The following is a 14,880-nucleotide window of genomic DNA, read 5'->3' on the forward strand; positions in this document are numbered from 1 at the left end:
TGAAAAAAAGATGCCCATCCGTGGGATGGGCACCGGTTGGCGGTTATTTGCCGCTGTAGAGGTTCAGTTCACCGAAGTGCTTCTTCTGGATCTCGGCGTAGGTGCCGTCGGCGTGTAACGCTTTGATACCTTTGTTCAGGAGGTCCTGCAGGTCTTTGTTACCTTTGCGGATACCGACTGCGGTTTTCGACGGCAGCAGTTCGCTGTCCACCGGCTGGCTTACTTCATAGTTGGCGCCTTGTGGCGACTTCAGGAAGCCCAGTTCGGCTTGCAGCATGTCCTGGATCGAGGCATCGAGGCGGCCCGAGATCAGGTCGGAATAAACCTGGTCCTGGTTCTGGTAGGCCTGGGTCTTGACCCCGGCCTTGTCCAGCACAGCCTTGGCGTAGGCTTCCTGAATGGTGCCCTGCTCGTAGCCGACGGTCTTGCCCTTGAGCGAGGCGATATCGGCGCTCAGGCCTGAACCTTTCTTGAACACGAAGGAGGTCGGGCCGGAGAACAGCTCCTCGGAGAAGTCGATGACCTTCTGCCGCGCTGGCGTCACGGTCATGGACGAAATCACGCCATCGAACTTGTTGGCCTTGAGGCCCGGGATCATCCCGTCGAAATCGCTTTCCACCCACTTGCAGGTGACTTTCAGTTCCTTGCAGATCGCGTTGCCCAGATCGATATCGAAGCCCACCAGCGAGCCATCGGCGGCTTTGGACTCAAACGGCGCATAGGAAGGATCGACGCCAAAACGCAGCTCCTTGTACTCCTTGGCCAGGGCGTTGCCGGCAGCCAGACACAGAGCAACAGCGGAAAGCGTCAGCCATGCTTTTTTCATCGTGTAGTCCTTGAGAAGCGGCGAAATATTGGAGTGGCCGTGCACCGTTACCGGTCGCGGCCCGACATCACAGTGATAGCAAGTTTTGCACCACTCTGAGGGATACCTTGCACTGGAGGCTTTATCCGGGCACCTCGGGCGGTGCCTGTCGTGCGGGGAAAGCGGTTTGGCGGCGGTGTGCGTTTTTACAGTGCGTGCCTCGCGCGGTTCGAGCCTCTCACTGCACTGTCTTGCAGCACGGCGTGGCCGGGTCTCATGTGACTCACTAAAACAGTCTGCATGTTTGAACTGTTTATATCGTGTGCGAAACGGGTGACGGTCATCTCCCAAAGTTCATGGTCGAGCCGATTGTTTATTGTCGGCCGGAACAGAGTCTCTTAAGGTCTCCCGTGAGGTGTGCTGCCCAGGCTTGCAGTGTTTTTATTATTGATGTGCGAGAGGCCAGAAGGCCGATGTGAATGTGCCTCCCGGCTGCGGTTGTTGCCTGTCTGAACACTGGCGGATCTGACTTTATTCTTTGAAATTAATGTTGGAGATGACCATGGTGTACGACGTTGTTGTAGTCGGGAGTGGGGCGATTGGTGGCTCCATTGCATTCGAACTGGCTAGCAGGGGGCTTTCGGTCTGCCGCGTGGGCGAGACTGCCCCGCGCAATGCGGCGTCCCGGGCTGCGGGGGCGATGAATGGCTGTTTCGGTGAGGTGACCAAGACACTGTTGTCTTCGGAGTATGGGCGCCTGAAGTTGGTCATGGATATACAGGCGAAAAGCCTGTGGGCCGAGTGGGAAGAGCGCCTTTCAACTGCCAGCAGCAATAACAAGGGATTACTGGCAGCTTGTGGAACGCATGTAATTCTAAACTCCGCGGGCATGGCGGAAGTTGACAGTGCCAACTATGCCGCCATTGAACAGAGCCTGCGCGACTTCCAGGTACTGCACACTTCGGTGGCGCCGGATGAACTTGAGTGGATCAAGGCCAATGATCTGGTCAGGCCGATGCGCGCGCTGTTCATTCCGGATGAAAACGCAATCGATCCCCACTTACTGCTGGAGAAACTTGATACGGCATTACTGGGAACCGGCGGCACGATCATCGATGCAACGGCCCGCAAGATCCTCGTGGAAGGGGCCGTCGCCACCGGCGTGATGCTGGATGACGGCCGCTCTATCGCGGGAAAACACGTAGTGGTGGCGGCGGGCGTGCAGTCACTGGACCTGTTCGACGAGCTGGAGGACGTGGGGCGCAAAATCCCGCCGCTGTTCGCCGGCTATGGCGTGTCGCTGCTGTTGCGGCCCAAGGCCGGGCAAAAACTGCCTGAAACCGTGATCCGCACGCCCAATCGTGCCTTTGCCTGTGGCTTGCACTGTCTGCCCCGGGGCGATGACCTGCTCTACCTCGGCGCCACCAATATCCTCGCGGAACAACCGCGCACCCAGGCCCTGGTTTCCGACGTGCAGTTCCTCCTCGACTGCGCTGTAGACCAGCTCAACCTCGACCTGCATGACGCGGAAATCGTGGATATCCAGGTGGGCAACCGGCCGATCGCCGCCGATGGATTTCCGTTGATAGGGCCGTGTGGATACGACGGCCTGTGGATGGTCACCGGTACCTACCGTGACGGCTTGCACCAGTCGCCGTTGCTAGCGGCCTGGATCGCAGACCAGATCGAGGGCCGCGACAACAAGCTCGACCTGTCGGCTTTCACCCCGCTACGGGCGCCGCTGCAGGTCTCGTCGCGCGCCGACACCCTCGCGGAAACCGTGCGGCAGATGTTCGCCACCGGTTACGAATACCGTTGGGATATCAAACCCTACTGGATGCCGCTGCTGGATCGCGGCATGAACGAGAACTACACCCGGCTGGTCGAGGCACTGCACCCGAGCTTCACGCCGCCGCCGGAGCTGATTGCCTTCTCCTGGCTGTACCCCTCGATGTTCCAGCGACTGGCCCGTTACTACGAGGCGTGGTCATGACCGCGGCATGGATCGCAGGGCACCGCGCGACGGCATTGCGTGCACTGGCCGACGCCGGGGTCTGGGATCCCGGTGCCGATACGGCGGCGCTGGTGGCGAAGCACTTGTACGGCGTCGAGCGCTTCGACGAGCAACGGGTGCAGGCTTTTCACGCCGATGTGGCGGAGCGCTGCGCGCGCATTCCGCTGGGGCACATTCTCGGTTACGCCGATTTCGGCTTTCTGCGCCTGACGGTTGGCAGCGGGACGTTCGTGCCCCGGTGCCAGAGCCTGGCAATGCTGCGCTGGATCGAGCGCAACCTGCGGCTGGATTCCCATTCTCGCGTGTATGACCTGTGTGCCGGGGTCGGTGCGCTGGGGTTGTCGATCTGGTCGGCGAGCGGCGCGCGGGTGACCTGCGTTGAATCCGACCCCACTGCCCAGGCCTATCTGCAGCGCAATATCGGCCGGCTCGGTGCCGAGCGCCACCTTAGCCTGATGGCGGCGGACATCACCCAGGCCGCCCCCTTCGAACACGATTGCGGGCTGATCGATGTGGTCGTCGCCAACCCGCCGTACGTCGCACCGCACACCGACCTGTTACCGGAGTGGAGCTGTCATCACCCGCCGGGCGCCATTTACGCCCGGGACGAGGGTGGCGAATTGATCGAGGCCTCGGCCCGGCTGGCCAGCACCGTGCTGAAGCCTGCGGGCGCCTTGCTCATCGAGCACGGCGAGGCCCAGGTGGAGCAGGTTGAAACCTTAATGAGGAGGCACGGTTTTCAGTTGATCAGTCATTGCGTGGACGATGACTTCAGCGATGCGACCGGACCCTCCGTTTTCAGCGTAGGGAGAAGCGCATGAATCAATACGGCAAGCACAACACGGGCAAGGGCGACACCTGGATGGGGCTGCGCCATCAACGAACCAGCGATGCACTGGGCACGGCCGCCGCCGGTGGCCTGACCGGATTCGATGTGGTCTCGCGCAAGGGCAAGGAACTGACCCTGGCCGATGGCTCGACCTGTACCGAGTTCGTGTCCTGCTCCTACCTCGGGTTGGAAAGTCACCCGGCGCTGATCCTGGCCGCCCGGGAGGCGCTGGAGCGGATCGGCATCCACCTGTCGGCCAGTCGCGGGGCGATGAGTCCGGTGTACCTGCGCCAGTTGGAGCAACTGCTGTCGGAGATCTACGACGGGGCGAGCGTCACGGTCTTCACGTCCACCAGCAATGCCCATCTGGGCGTCCTGCCGCTGCTGGGCAGTGGGGTGATGGAGGGCTATCCCGTTCGCGACAAGGGCGTCATGTGGCTGGTGGATCGCACGGCCCACGCCTCGATGCAGGTCTTGCGCGGGGTGCTGGAGCAGTTCGGTCCGGTATGCCGGGTCGACACCGCGGATATCGACGCCGTCGAAGAGGTGCTGCGTGGCTGCGACCAACAGGGCGTGACACCGGTCCTGCTGATCGACGGGGTGGGCTCGATGTCCGGCCTGCTGCCGGTGGCCCGGCTAAGCGAACGGCTGCGCACCCACGGCGGCTACCTGTACGTCGATGACGCCCACGGCATCTCGATCACCGGGCGCCATGGCGCCGGCTACGCCTTCGAAAACCTGGGCCACCGGCTGCCGGCCAACACCCTGATCGCCGGCTCCCTGAGCAAGGCGTTCGGTGGGGCGGGAGGCTTCATCGTGCTGCGGCCCGGCTACGACGCCCGGCAACTGCAGGCGCTGGCCAACCCGCTGGTGTTCGGTCACAGCATCGCGGTGCCCATGCTGGCGGCGAACGTGGCGGCCGCGCAGATTCACCTGTCTTCCGACATCCACACGTTACAGCAGAGGCTGTGGCGCAATGTCCGGCGGCTGGATGAGAGCGTCGCACAGCCGATGATGAACGCCGACCTGTGCGCGCCGATCCGCGGTGCCCTGTTCGCCAGCGAGCGTCAGGGCGTCACTGCCGCCCAGGGATTGAGGACGGCGGGACTGGTGATGTTTCCGGTGTTCTACCCCATCGTCGAAAGCGGCAAGGCGATGCTGCGCTGCGCGGTGTCCGCCGCCCATACCCCGGCCCAGATCGACACCCTGGCGCTGCAGCTCAACCAGCACCTGAACGCGCAGGCCGTGTAGGAATGAACCATGTCGAACGATGCCGCTGTAGTGCTGGGCTCGCACCGGGCGCAACTGGACAGGATCAACGGGCAACTGGTCGATCTGCTGGCCGAGCGAATGCAGCTCTGCCGAAGCATCGCCAGGCTGAAATCAGCCCATGGCATTTCGATGATGCAACCGCAGCGCATCAGCTCGACGCTTGACCTGGTGCGCTCGCTGTCCAGCGCGAGGCAATTGCGCCCGGACTATGTCGACCGGTTGTTCCGTCTGATCATCGATGAAACCTGCGATGAAGAACTGCGGATCATGGCCAGCGCGGCAAAGGACGAGGGATGAGCGATGCGCGTACTGATCATCGACAACCTCGACTCTTTCACCAACAACATCGCCCAGTACCTGTATGAGGTCTGCGGCGAGCACCCGGTGGTGGTGCCCAACACCCACAGCCTGGCGCAACTGAAACTGGACCGGTACGACGCCGTGGTGCTCTCGCCCGGCCCCGGCCATCCCGGCCGCCCCGGGGATTTCGGTGTGTGCCGGGAGGTCCTGGAACATGCCGGTCTCCCGGTGCTGGGCGTGTGCCTCGGGCATCAGGGCATCAACTGCTTTTTCGGCGGGCAGGTGGAGCACGCACCGGCGCCGGTGCACGGTTACAGGACCCGGATCCGCCACGCCGGCACCGGCCTGTTCGAAGGTATCGAGCAGGACTTCGCGGCGGTGCGCTACCACTCGCTGGTGTGCACCGAAGTGCCGGAATCACTGGAGGTGACGGCCCGTTCCGAGTGTGGGCTGGTCATGGCGCTGGCCCATCGGCAGCGCCCGGTCTGGGGCGTGCAGTTTCATCCGGAGTCCATCGACTCGCAGCACGGCAAGCGGCTCTTCGGCAATTTCCTGCGCATGGTGAAGCAGTGCCAGAAAGGCGCTATCGAGAAACAGGTGGCCCATGCCCTGCGCCTGGCGGGCGGCCCGTCGACGCTCGCTCCGGACTATCGGCTGATGGACCCCGCTGCCGATCCGCTGGCCACCTTCGAACACCAGTTCGGCGACTGCACGGCGGCGTTCTGGCTCGACAGCGAGCGGGCCGAGCGCAGCAGGGCGCGCTACTCGCTGATGGGCGCCTGCGATCCCGATGCGGCGCTGGTGTTCAGCTATAACGTCGAGCAACGGCTGCTGACGATCGAAGGGCCGGCGGGGAAGACCTCGCTGGCGGGTGACTTCTTCGAGTTGATGGCCGGGGTCACCGCCTCGTTGCGTCCCGCGTGCTGGCCGCAGGCGCCGTTTCCGTTTCGTGGCGGGCTGGTGGGTTATCTGGGGTATGAACTCAAGGCGCTCAATGGCGCTGAAAACCTGCACGTCTCGCCGCTGCCCGACAGCCTGCTGTACCTGCCGAAAAACATGATCGTGTTCGATCACCAGCTTGGCGTCGGTTATCTCTGCCACCTCTGGGGCGAGCGTTTGGCGCTCAAGCCCGTGCCGCCGGTTAGCCGCGCCGCCGACGCCGCGTTTTCGCCGGGCCCGGTGGCCGAGGCAGCGTTGAACCTCGCCGACGGCTCAAGCGCCTACCAGGAAAAAGTCAGGGCCTGCCTGGCGCAAATCACCGAAGGCGAGTCGTACGAGATCTGCCTGACCAATCGCGCCCGTATGGTCTGCCCGGATACGCCGCTGGCTGTTTACAAGCGCATGCGTGCTATCAGCCCCGTGCCCTACGGCGCCTATATCGACACCGGTGCCTTCGCGATCCTCAGTGCCTCGCCGGAAACCTTCCTGAAGATCGACGCCACTGGCGGTATCCGCTCCAGGCCGATCAAGGGCACCCGCCCGCGCGGCAGCAGCCCCGTGGCGGATCAGGCGCTGCGCGAAGAGCTGGCCGCGTCAGCCAAGGACCGTGCCGAGAACCTGATGATCGTCGACCTGGTCCGGCACGACCTCAACGGTATCTGCGTGGCGGGTTCGGTGGAGGTCCCGGACGCCTTTTCGATTGAAAGCTATTCGTCGGTCCACCAACTGGTGTCCACCGTGCAGGGGCAACTGCGTGCGGGCGTCGATGCCTTTACCGCCATCAAGGCGTGCTTTCCGGGTGGCTCCATGACCGGCGCGCCGAAAGTGCGCACGATGGCTATCATCGACCGGCTCGAAGCCTCCGCCCGTGGCGTTTACTCTGGCGCCCTGGGCTGGATCGGGATGGACGGCTACACCGAACTGAGTGTGGTCATCCGCACGGCGGTGGTGAGGGACGGCATGGCCACTTTCGGTATCGGCGGGGCGATCGTCGCGGCCTCCGACCCTGCCGACGAAATGGAGGAAACACTGGTGAAAGCGAGCGTTCCGTTTCACAGCATCAAGGGATGAACATGGAAAAAACTCTGATCATTGGCGGCGCGGGATGTGTGGGCCACTTCATGGCGGGCCTTCTGGCGGACGCCGGCCATGCGCCGATCATCATCGACCGGGTGGCCGCACCGTCGGGCCTCGATCAGCGGGTCATGGACGCGCTGCTGTTGACCGAACAGGCGCCGGAACTGCTGAGGGCCGCTACCACGCTGATCATCGCTCTGCCGGAAGAAGCGGCCTTGCAGGTGCTGGAGCGTTACGCCGGTGCCATGCCTGCGTTGCGGGTGCTGGTCAACACCTGCTCGGTGCAGACACCGTTCCAGCTAAGCGCCTCCCGGCTGTTTTGCGAGGTGCCGTCGCTGGGCCTGAACCCGATGTTTTCGCCGACCCTCGATTGCTGCGGGCGGCCGCTGGTGCTCTGCGAGCGCGGGCGCAGCGAAGCGGGTGAATGGTTCGAGCAACTGCTGGTCGAGCGCGGCATGCTTGTCACCCGCCTGGCTCCCGACGAGCATGACCGCACCATGGCGGTCTGCCAGACGCTGCCCCATGCGGCGATCCTCGCCTTCGCCGTCGCCCTGCAACACAGCGAATGCGATCCGGCGCTGATCGCGGCGCTGGCGCCGCCGCCGATGAAAACCCTGCTCAGCCTCGCCGCCCGCATCCTGCAAAACCCGCCCGAGACCTACTGGGATATCCAGAAGCACAACCGCAACGCCGCGCGTCAGCGCGAACAACTGGCCAAGGGGCTGGACCTGCTGCATCAGTTCTGCCGGCAGGACACGCCGGAGAATTTCAGCGTCGAACTGGACGCCGTGCGCCGCTACCTTGGCGTTGGGGTCGAACACTACGGCCAGGCGTGTGCCGGAATCTTCACGTTGTTGAATACACCTCAAGGAGAAGCACTCCATGCAAGAAGCAGCGAGCCCGTTGTACGCGATCCTCGGCAACCGCACGAAAGCACTGGCGTTGCTGGCGATCATGCTGCCCGTTCTGCTGGTGACTATCGATAACACCATTCTCAATTTCGCGTTGCCGCGCATTGCCGTGGCGCTCAACCCGTCCGCTGCTGGCCAGCTGTGGATGATCGATGCCTATTCGCTGGTGCTGGCCGGCCTTCTGGTGACCATGGGCGGCACCGGCGACCGGGTCGGCCACCGGCGCATGTTGTTCATCGGGTGCGGCGGGTTCGCGGTGGTCTCGCTGCTGCTGGCGCTGTCGGTGCACGCCTGGCAACTGATCTGCGGACGCGCCTTGCTGGGCATATTCGGGGCAATGATTCTGCCCGCGACCCTGGCGCTGATCCGCAGTGCCTTCAGCGACCGTGAAGAGCGGCGGGTGGCCGTGGCGGTCTGGGCCACCTGCCTGACCCTCGGTTCGGCCCTGGGGCCGTTGCTGGGCGGTGTGCTGCTGCAGTTTTTCGACTGGCCTTCGGTGTTCCTCGTGGCCTTGCCGTTCTTGCTGCCGGTCCTGGTGCTGGCGCCGTCGCTCAATGAAACGCAACGGCAGCCCGGAGGCTCGGCGGATTACCTCAGCATCCTGCTCAGCCTCGGCGCCATGACCGGCGTAATGCTGGCGCTCAAGCATGGTGCAACGACCGGCATCGACCTCCAGGCCCTGCTCTTGCTGGTGGCCGGCGTGGGGCTGGGCCTGTTGTTCGTGCGGCGGCAGTTTCGCCTGGAAGAACCGCTGCTGGACCTGCGCCTGTTCCGCAACACCTCCTTCAGCGTGTGCATTGCGGTGAACCTGGTGAGCCTGGGGCTGCTGATCGGCTTCATCTTTTTCGCCACTCAACTGCTGCAACTGGTGTTCGGCATGGCACCGCTGGCCGCCAGCCTGATCCTGGTGCCCGGTCAGGTGCTGGCGATCATCGCCGGCATGGCCGTGGTGCCGTTGGCGCGCAATGTCGCGCCTAACCGCTTGCTGGCGGCGTGCCTGCTGCTCGGGGCCTTGGCGTTCGCGGTGATGGCGTTGGTTCAGGCCAGTGTGGTCAGCGTCTGCGTGGCCTTCGTGCTGCTCAATATCAGTGTTGCGGCGATCACCACGGTCTCCAATGACCTCGTGTTGAGTTCGGTCCCCGCCGAGCGCGCGGGCAGTGCGTCATCGGTGAGCGAAACGGCCTATGAGGTGGGCGTAGTGCTGGGCACGACGCTGATCGGCGGCGCGGTCGCGGCGCTGTACCGGTTGTCATTGGTGCTACCCGAAGGGCTGTCGGACGAGGCGACCCGCGCGGCGGCAACCCTGGGCGGTGCGCGCACGGTCAGCAGCGGCGAGCATGCGGCGGCGCTGTTGCAGGCGGCGGACGCGGCGTTCCGCGAAGGTGTGTCGCTCACCAGTGCCGCGGTGGCGCTGACGGTGCTGGCGTTTGCGCTGCTGACCCTGCGCTGCCTGCGTTCGCCTAGCTGAGCAACGCCTGCAACGTCGCCAGGTCATCCGCTTCTTCAACCGGCTTGTCCTGGCGCCAGCGCGCCATGCGCGGGAAGCGCACGGCGATGCCGCTTTTGTGGCGGCGGGACAGGGCGATGCCTTCGAAGGCCAGCTCGAAGACCAGGGTCGGGGTTACGCTGCGTACCGGACCGAAGGTCTCGATGGTGGTCTTGCGGATGATCGCGTCGACGCCGCGCATCTCGGCGTCGCTAAGCCCGGAATAGGCTTTGGCGAACGGCACCAGAGTACGTTCCGGCGTGCCGGGCGGGGCGTCCCAGACGGCGAAGGTGTAGTCGCTGTAGAGGCTGGCGCGGCGGCCGTGGCCGCGCTGGGCGTAGATCAGCACGGCGTCGACGGTGAAGGGGTCGATCTTCCATTTCCACCACACGCCCATGTCTTTTGTCCGGCCCACGCCGTAGAGGGCGTCGCGGGCCTTGAGCATCAGCCCTTCGACGCCGAGGCTGCGGGAGTTCTCGCGCTGGCGGGCGAGGTCGGCCCAGTCGCTGGCGGCGAGCACGGGCGACAGTTGCAGCACCGCGTCCTGGATCTGGCCGACCACGGTTTCCAGTTGCCGCCGGCGTTCGTGCTGCGGTCGGTTGCGCCAGTCTTCGCCGTGCCATTCCAGCAGGTCGTAGGCGAGCAGGGCCACCGGCGCATCGGCCAGCAGCTTCTTGCCGAGGGTCTTGCGGCCGATCCGTTGCTGCAACAGGGCGAAGGGCTGGACGGCGATGGCGTCTGTGTCGGGATCGGGTTTCCACACCACGATCTCGCCGTCGAGCACCGTGCCGTCGGGCAGGCTCGCGGCCAGCGCGTGCAGCTCGGGAAAGCGCTCGGTGACCAGTTCTTCGCCCCGCGACCAGATCCACAACTGACCGTCGCGTTTGACCAGTTGCGCGCGGATGCCGTCCCATTTCCATTCCGCCTGCCAGTCGCTGACCGGGCCGAGCAGGTCGTCGAACTGCTCGACTGGCTGCTGCATGGCATGGGCGAGGAAGAAGGGATAAGGCTGGCCGCCGCGTTGGGCATGCTCGTCCGCCGAGGCCGGAGCGACCAGCGCGCGGTAGTCGTCTGCGGTGGGCCGGTGGCTGAGGTCGGTGTAGCCGACCAGGCGCTGGGCTACCTGCTTGGCGTCAAGGCCGGCCAGTTGCGCCAGGGCGCGGGTGACCAGCAGCTTCGATACACCGACGCGGAAACTGCCGGTGATCAGCTTCAGGCAGACCAGCAGGCTGTTGCGGTCCAGTTGCGCCCAGAGCTGCGGCAGGCGCTCCGATAAGGTTTCCGCCGGCAGGCCGCGTAGCGGCAGTAGTTCGTCTTCGACCCAGTGCGCCAGGCCCGCGTCGCTGCTGTATTCAGCCTCGGGCAACAGCAGCGAGAAGGTTTCGGCCAGGTCACCCACGGCCTGATAGCTCTCCTCGAACAGCCATTCCGGCAGCGCCGCCAGGCGGGTGGCGATGTCGCGCAGTACGCGGGTCGGCACCAATTGTCGGGGACGACCACCGGCGAGAAAGTACACCGCCCAGGCGGCGTCCCGCGCTGGCGCCTGGCTGAAGTAGTCCTGCAGGGCTTGCAGCTTGGCGTTGCTGGAGGTGGTGGCGTCCAGGCGCAGGTACAGCTCGGCGAAGGCTTTCATGCCTCGGCCTGCGCTGCGGTCGGTGCGTCGTCTTCGTCGCCGTATTCGGTGACGAAGGGACGGGCGTCGAGTCCCAGCTCGGTGAGATAGCGCACCAGCACGTTGACCGAGCCGTGGGTGACCATCACCCGCTGCGCGCCCGTTTCGGCGATGGCCCAGAGCAGGCCCGGCCAGTCGGCGTGGTCGGACAGCACGAAGCCGCGATCGACCCCGCGCCGCCGACGAGTGCCGCGCAGGCGCATCCAGCCGCTGGCGAAGGCATCGCTGTAATCGCCGAAGCGGCGCATCCAGGTGCTGCCGCCGGCCGAGGGCGGGGCGATGATCAGGGCCTGGCGCAGCAGGGGGTCGTTGCGCGGGATGTCACCAGCGTATTGCGTCAATGGCAGCGCGATGCCGGCTTCGCGGTAGACCCGGTTGAGCGGTTCGACCGAGCCGTGGGCGAGGATCGGCCCGAGGCTGGCGTCGATGCCGTGGAGGATGCGCTGGGCCTTGCCGAAGGCGTAGCAGAACAACACGCTGGCTTTGCCGCGGGTCTGGTTGGCGCGCCACCAGTCGTTGATTTCACCGAACACCTCGGCTTGCGGCTGCCAGCGGTAGATCGGCAGGCCGAAGGTGGATTCGGTGATGAAGGTGTGGCAACGCACCGGCTCGAACGGCGCGCAGGTGCCATCGGCTTCGACCTTGTAGTCCCCCGAGGCGACCCAGATTTCGCCCTGGTATTCCAGGCGCACCTGGGCCGAGCCGAGCACATGGCCGGCGGGGTGGAAACTCAGGGTGACGCCGTGGTGCGACAGGCGTTCGCGGTAGGGCAGGGTTTGCAGATTGATGTCGGCGCCGAGGCGGGCGCGCAGGATGCCGGCGCCGGGTTCGGCGCAGAGGTAATGGTGATTGCCGGTGCGGGCGTGGTCGCCGTGGCCATGGGTGATGACCGCCCGTTCCACGGGGCGCCAGGGATCGATGTAGAAATCACCGGGCGGGCAGTAGAGGCCTTCGGGGCGGGCGATGACAAGGTCCATGGCAGGGCTGCTGGTGGAGGGCTTGTATCGGTAGAGCGGTTACGGGTTGGGGAAGTTCGGTGTTTTTGAGGGCTTTATCGCTGGTTTGTCGGGGGACCGAACCGCAGCGATAAGGCCCTCAAGGCCGATAAATTACTTCCCCGGCACCAAGGTCAGGCGCTTGCTGCCATACGCCCGCTCATAGTTCTGCGTTTGCAGCGGCACGCTCTGGTACTGCCCGCGGAACCACGCATCCAGGCCGTTGGCAAACTGCGGGCTAGCCGGGTTGCCGGACTGGCCGCTGCTGGTGAGCAATTGCAGTGGCTCGACCTGGCCGAAGTCCACCACCATGCGCACTGCCGGGCCGAGGCTGGCCTTGAAGTCCTGGCCCCAGGCATAGGTCGACGGGTTCAGCGTGCTGTGGTCGCCGCCCACCGCTTGCGGCCGTCGACTGAGGTTGTCGCCCAGGCCATGCAGGTTGGCCGTCGGCCATTGGTACTGGTGCAGCTTGCCCCATTGCCAGGTCTTGCGGTCGGCACCGAGTTGCTGTTCACCGGCACTGATCGCCGCGGCCAGACTGCGGGCAATAATGGTCGGTTTGTCTTCTTTCGCCGGGGTCGTGCGGTCATCCCAGAACGGGCTGTCGTCGCGACCCAGCAGGTGGTCGGCCTGGGCCGAATAGGACAGCCGCGCATTGGCGACGAATGCCTGCCACGCCGGGCTCGACTCCGGACCGAGTTCATCGAGAAAGGTCAGCCGCGTGCTTTCCTGAAGGAACAGTTCGTACACCGCGGCGTCGGCCGAGGTCTGGCTCAGGCGGCCATCGAAGGCCATCAGGCGGGTGTAGGCTTCGCGGGCGCGGGCCTTCTGCTCGGCCGGCAGGCTGTCGATGGCTTTTTTCAACGGCTGGGCCATGCCCGGCGCTTCGAACATGGCCTTGAGTTTGTTGGCGAACAGGGTGGTCTGGTCGTTCTGCATGGCGATAAGGCTGCGGCTGTCGTGCTTGCCGTTGCCGGCCAGTTGCGCGAGGCGTTCGGCGCGCTCCGGGTACGACCAACTGTTGGACAACTGCATGCCGTAGCCGCGTGGTGCGCTGCGCTGGTTGGCGTTGCCGAGCCAGCCTTGCGGCGGGTCCTGGTCGTACGGATGGAGCATGGCGTCGGCGTAGCCGTCCCAGTCGTAGCGGCTGTCCCAGCCCGGCGAGGGCAGCAGGCCCTGGCCTTCGCGGCGGTTGGGGTAGCGGCCGGTGACTTGCCAGCCAATGTTGCTGGCATCGGCGAAGACCATGTTCAGCGCTGCCGCACCGATCTCGCGACTGGCGTCGAAGGCGCGCTCGACGTTCTGCGCCCGCGACAGGTCGAAGAACGCGTCGAGGCTCTTGTCGCCCTTGAGGTCGGGCATGCGCAGCGCCAGGCCGAGGCCGCCCTTGTCGCCGGTGAGAAGGGCGCCGTGGCCGGTTTCGTAGATGACTTCGCGCTGCGGGCGCTGGCCCTTGACGAAGAAGGTTTCGTTGCGCGCCCGCGCAGGCTGCCAGCGACCGTCCACTTCGTAGAGCAACTGGCTGCCCTGGCGACGCAGTTTTTCCAGGTACAGGTCCTGGTTGTCGCCCATGGCCGCGCTGCCGCTCCAGGCCAGCTTGCCGTTGAAACCGGCGAGCACGAAAGGCAGGCCGGGCAGGGTGAAACCGGCGGCCTGGTACTTGGTGGTGCGGATCTGCACCGGGCTCAACACCCAGCCGCCCTGGCTGTCGCTGGCCAACAGGCTGCGGCCGCTGCGGCTGCGCTGCGGGCCGAGGGCCCAGTTGGCCGAGTTGGCATTGCCGAGCACGTTGAACGCGGCGAGTTGCGCGCTGACCGCCGCCACCGGCGCCAGGCCGGTCAACTGGCTGGCGAGGTTCAGGCCCTTGAGCTTGTCGGCCTCGGCCTCCGGCAGCGGTTCGTCTGGGTAGTTGGGCAGCAGCCAGGCCAGTTTGTCGGCACCGACTTTCTGCGCGAGGGTCAGGGCGGCAATTTCTTCTTGCAGGTTCACCGACTGGCTGAAGCTGTAGAGGGCGAAGACCAGCGCCGAGTCCTCGGCTTTCCAGTACTCCGGGCGGTAGCCGGCCAGCGGCGACGGCAGTTTTTCGCGGTAGCGGAACAGGTAGGCGTTGACGCCGCGGGCATAGACCTCGAAGAAGCGCTTCAGGCGCGGCGAGGCGTCGGCATAGAGTTGGGTCGCGCTCTGGCGCAGGTTGGTGGCGCGCATGAAGCGGTCGACGTCCAGCGCCTCGGCGCCAGCCATCTCGGACAGCCGACCCTGGGCCAGCAGGCGCATGCCGAGCATCTGGCCGATGCGGTCGGAGGCGTGCACGTAGCCGAGGCTGAACAGGGCGTCATGGAAGGAGCTGCTTTCGATCAGCGGCATGCCCTGGGCATTGCGCCGTACCGAAACGTTCTGCGCCAGGCCCTTGAGCGGCTCGACCCCGACGGTCGGTGGCACGCTGTCGCGAACGTTGCCCATCTGGCAACCACCCAGGCTGAGCAGCCCGAGTGCGGCCGCGGCGACGCCGAACCGAAGACGTGAAAGGGGAAAGGCTGGCGAGGCCATGGCAAAGCTCCTGCAAGGGGGTGGCGGCTGAAA

General features: G+C 65.3%; 11 protein-coding genes. 7 read left to right on the plus strand and 4 right to left on the minus strand.

What is annotated here, in order from left to right:
- Window positions 1-43: 43 nt before the first annotated feature.
- Window positions 44-826 (minus strand): transporter substrate-binding domain-containing protein, encoded by a 783-nt coding sequence (locus HWV67_RS18815; RefSeq protein ID WP_095154911.1) that lies wholly within the window; start codon window positions 824-826, stop codon window positions 44-46.
- A 541-nt stretch (window positions 827-1,367) separates the two neighbouring features.
- Between HWV67_RS18815 and HWV67_RS18820 the strand changes: the two genes are divergently transcribed.
- The 7 genes from HWV67_RS18820 to HWV67_RS18850 are packed head-to-tail and all read left to right on the plus strand — an operon-like array spanning window position 1,368 to window position 9,615.
- Window positions 1,368-2,798 (plus strand): NAD(P)/FAD-dependent oxidoreductase, encoded by a 1,431-nt coding sequence (locus tag HWV67_RS18820; protein ID WP_175652317.1) that lies wholly within the window; start codon window positions 1,368-1,370, stop codon window positions 2,796-2,798.
- Window positions 2,795-3,640, plus strand: a complete 846-nt coding sequence (locus tag HWV67_RS18825) for a N5-glutamine methyltransferase family protein (protein WP_175652318.1) — start codon at window positions 2,795-2,797, stop codon at window positions 3,638-3,640. The genes HWV67_RS18820 and HWV67_RS18825 overlap by 4 nt, the downstream gene beginning before the upstream one ends.
- On the plus strand, window positions 3,637-4,899 hold the full coding sequence (locus HWV67_RS18830) for an aminotransferase class I/II-fold pyridoxal phosphate-dependent enzyme (RefSeq protein ID WP_175652319.1): 1,263 nt from the start codon (window positions 3,637-3,639) through the stop codon (window positions 4,897-4,899). The genes HWV67_RS18825 and HWV67_RS18830 overlap by 4 nt, the downstream gene beginning before the upstream one ends.
- Before the next feature lie 9 nt (window positions 4,900-4,908).
- Entirely contained in the window at window positions 4,909-5,217 is a 309-nt protein-coding gene (locus HWV67_RS18835) for a chorismate mutase (protein WP_175652320.1), read from the plus strand.
- 3 nt (window positions 5,218-5,220) lie between these two features.
- Window positions 5,221-7,230, plus strand: coding sequence for an aminodeoxychorismate synthase component I (pabB, locus tag HWV67_RS18840; RefSeq protein ID WP_175652321.1), 2,010 nt, complete (start codon window positions 5,221-5,223; stop codon window positions 7,228-7,230).
- A 2-nt stretch (window positions 7,231-7,232) separates the two neighbouring features.
- The gene (locus HWV67_RS18845; RefSeq protein WP_175652322.1) at window positions 7,233-8,222 is read left to right on the plus strand and encodes a prephenate dehydrogenase dimerization domain-containing protein; all 990 of its coding nucleotides are present in this window, start codon (window positions 7,233-7,235) and stop codon (window positions 8,220-8,222) included.
- Window positions 8,119-9,615 carry an MFS transporter gene (locus tag HWV67_RS18850; RefSeq protein ID WP_175652323.1) on the plus strand — a complete coding sequence of 499 codons (1,497 nt, stop codon included), beginning with the start codon at window positions 8,119-8,121 and terminating at the stop codon, window positions 9,613-9,615. Before HWV67_RS18845 ends, HWV67_RS18850 begins: the two co-directional genes overlap by 104 nt.
- On the opposite strand, the gene HWV67_RS18855 is transcribed toward HWV67_RS18850, so the two are convergent.
- The 3 genes from HWV67_RS18855 to HWV67_RS18865 form a co-directional block, all read right to left on the minus strand.
- On the minus strand, window positions 9,608-11,266 hold the full coding sequence (locus tag HWV67_RS18855; RefSeq protein WP_175652324.1) for an ATP-dependent DNA ligase: 1,659 nt from the start codon (window positions 11,264-11,266) through the stop codon (window positions 9,608-9,610). The two genes, HWV67_RS18850 and HWV67_RS18855, sit on opposite strands and share 8 nt — an antisense overlap.
- Window positions 11,263-12,282: a ligase-associated DNA damage response exonuclease gene (locus HWV67_RS18860; protein ID WP_175652325.1), complete on the minus strand. Its 1,020-nt coding sequence runs from the start codon at window positions 12,280-12,282 to the stop codon at window positions 11,263-11,265. Before HWV67_RS18860 ends, HWV67_RS18855 begins: the two co-directional genes overlap by 4 nt.
- Before the next feature lie 132 nt (window positions 12,283-12,414).
- Complete coding sequence (locus tag HWV67_RS18865; protein ID WP_175652326.1) at window positions 12,415-14,847, minus strand: penicillin acylase family protein; 2,433 nt, start codon at window positions 14,845-14,847, stop codon at window positions 12,415-12,417.
- Between the last annotated feature and the right edge of the window lie 33 nt (window positions 14,848-14,880).

The organism is Pseudomonas sp. Marseille-P9899 (assembly GCF_903166565.1).
GTDB lineage: Bacteria > Pseudomonadota > Gammaproteobacteria > Pseudomonadales > Pseudomonadaceae > Aquipseudomonas > Aquipseudomonas huaxiensis.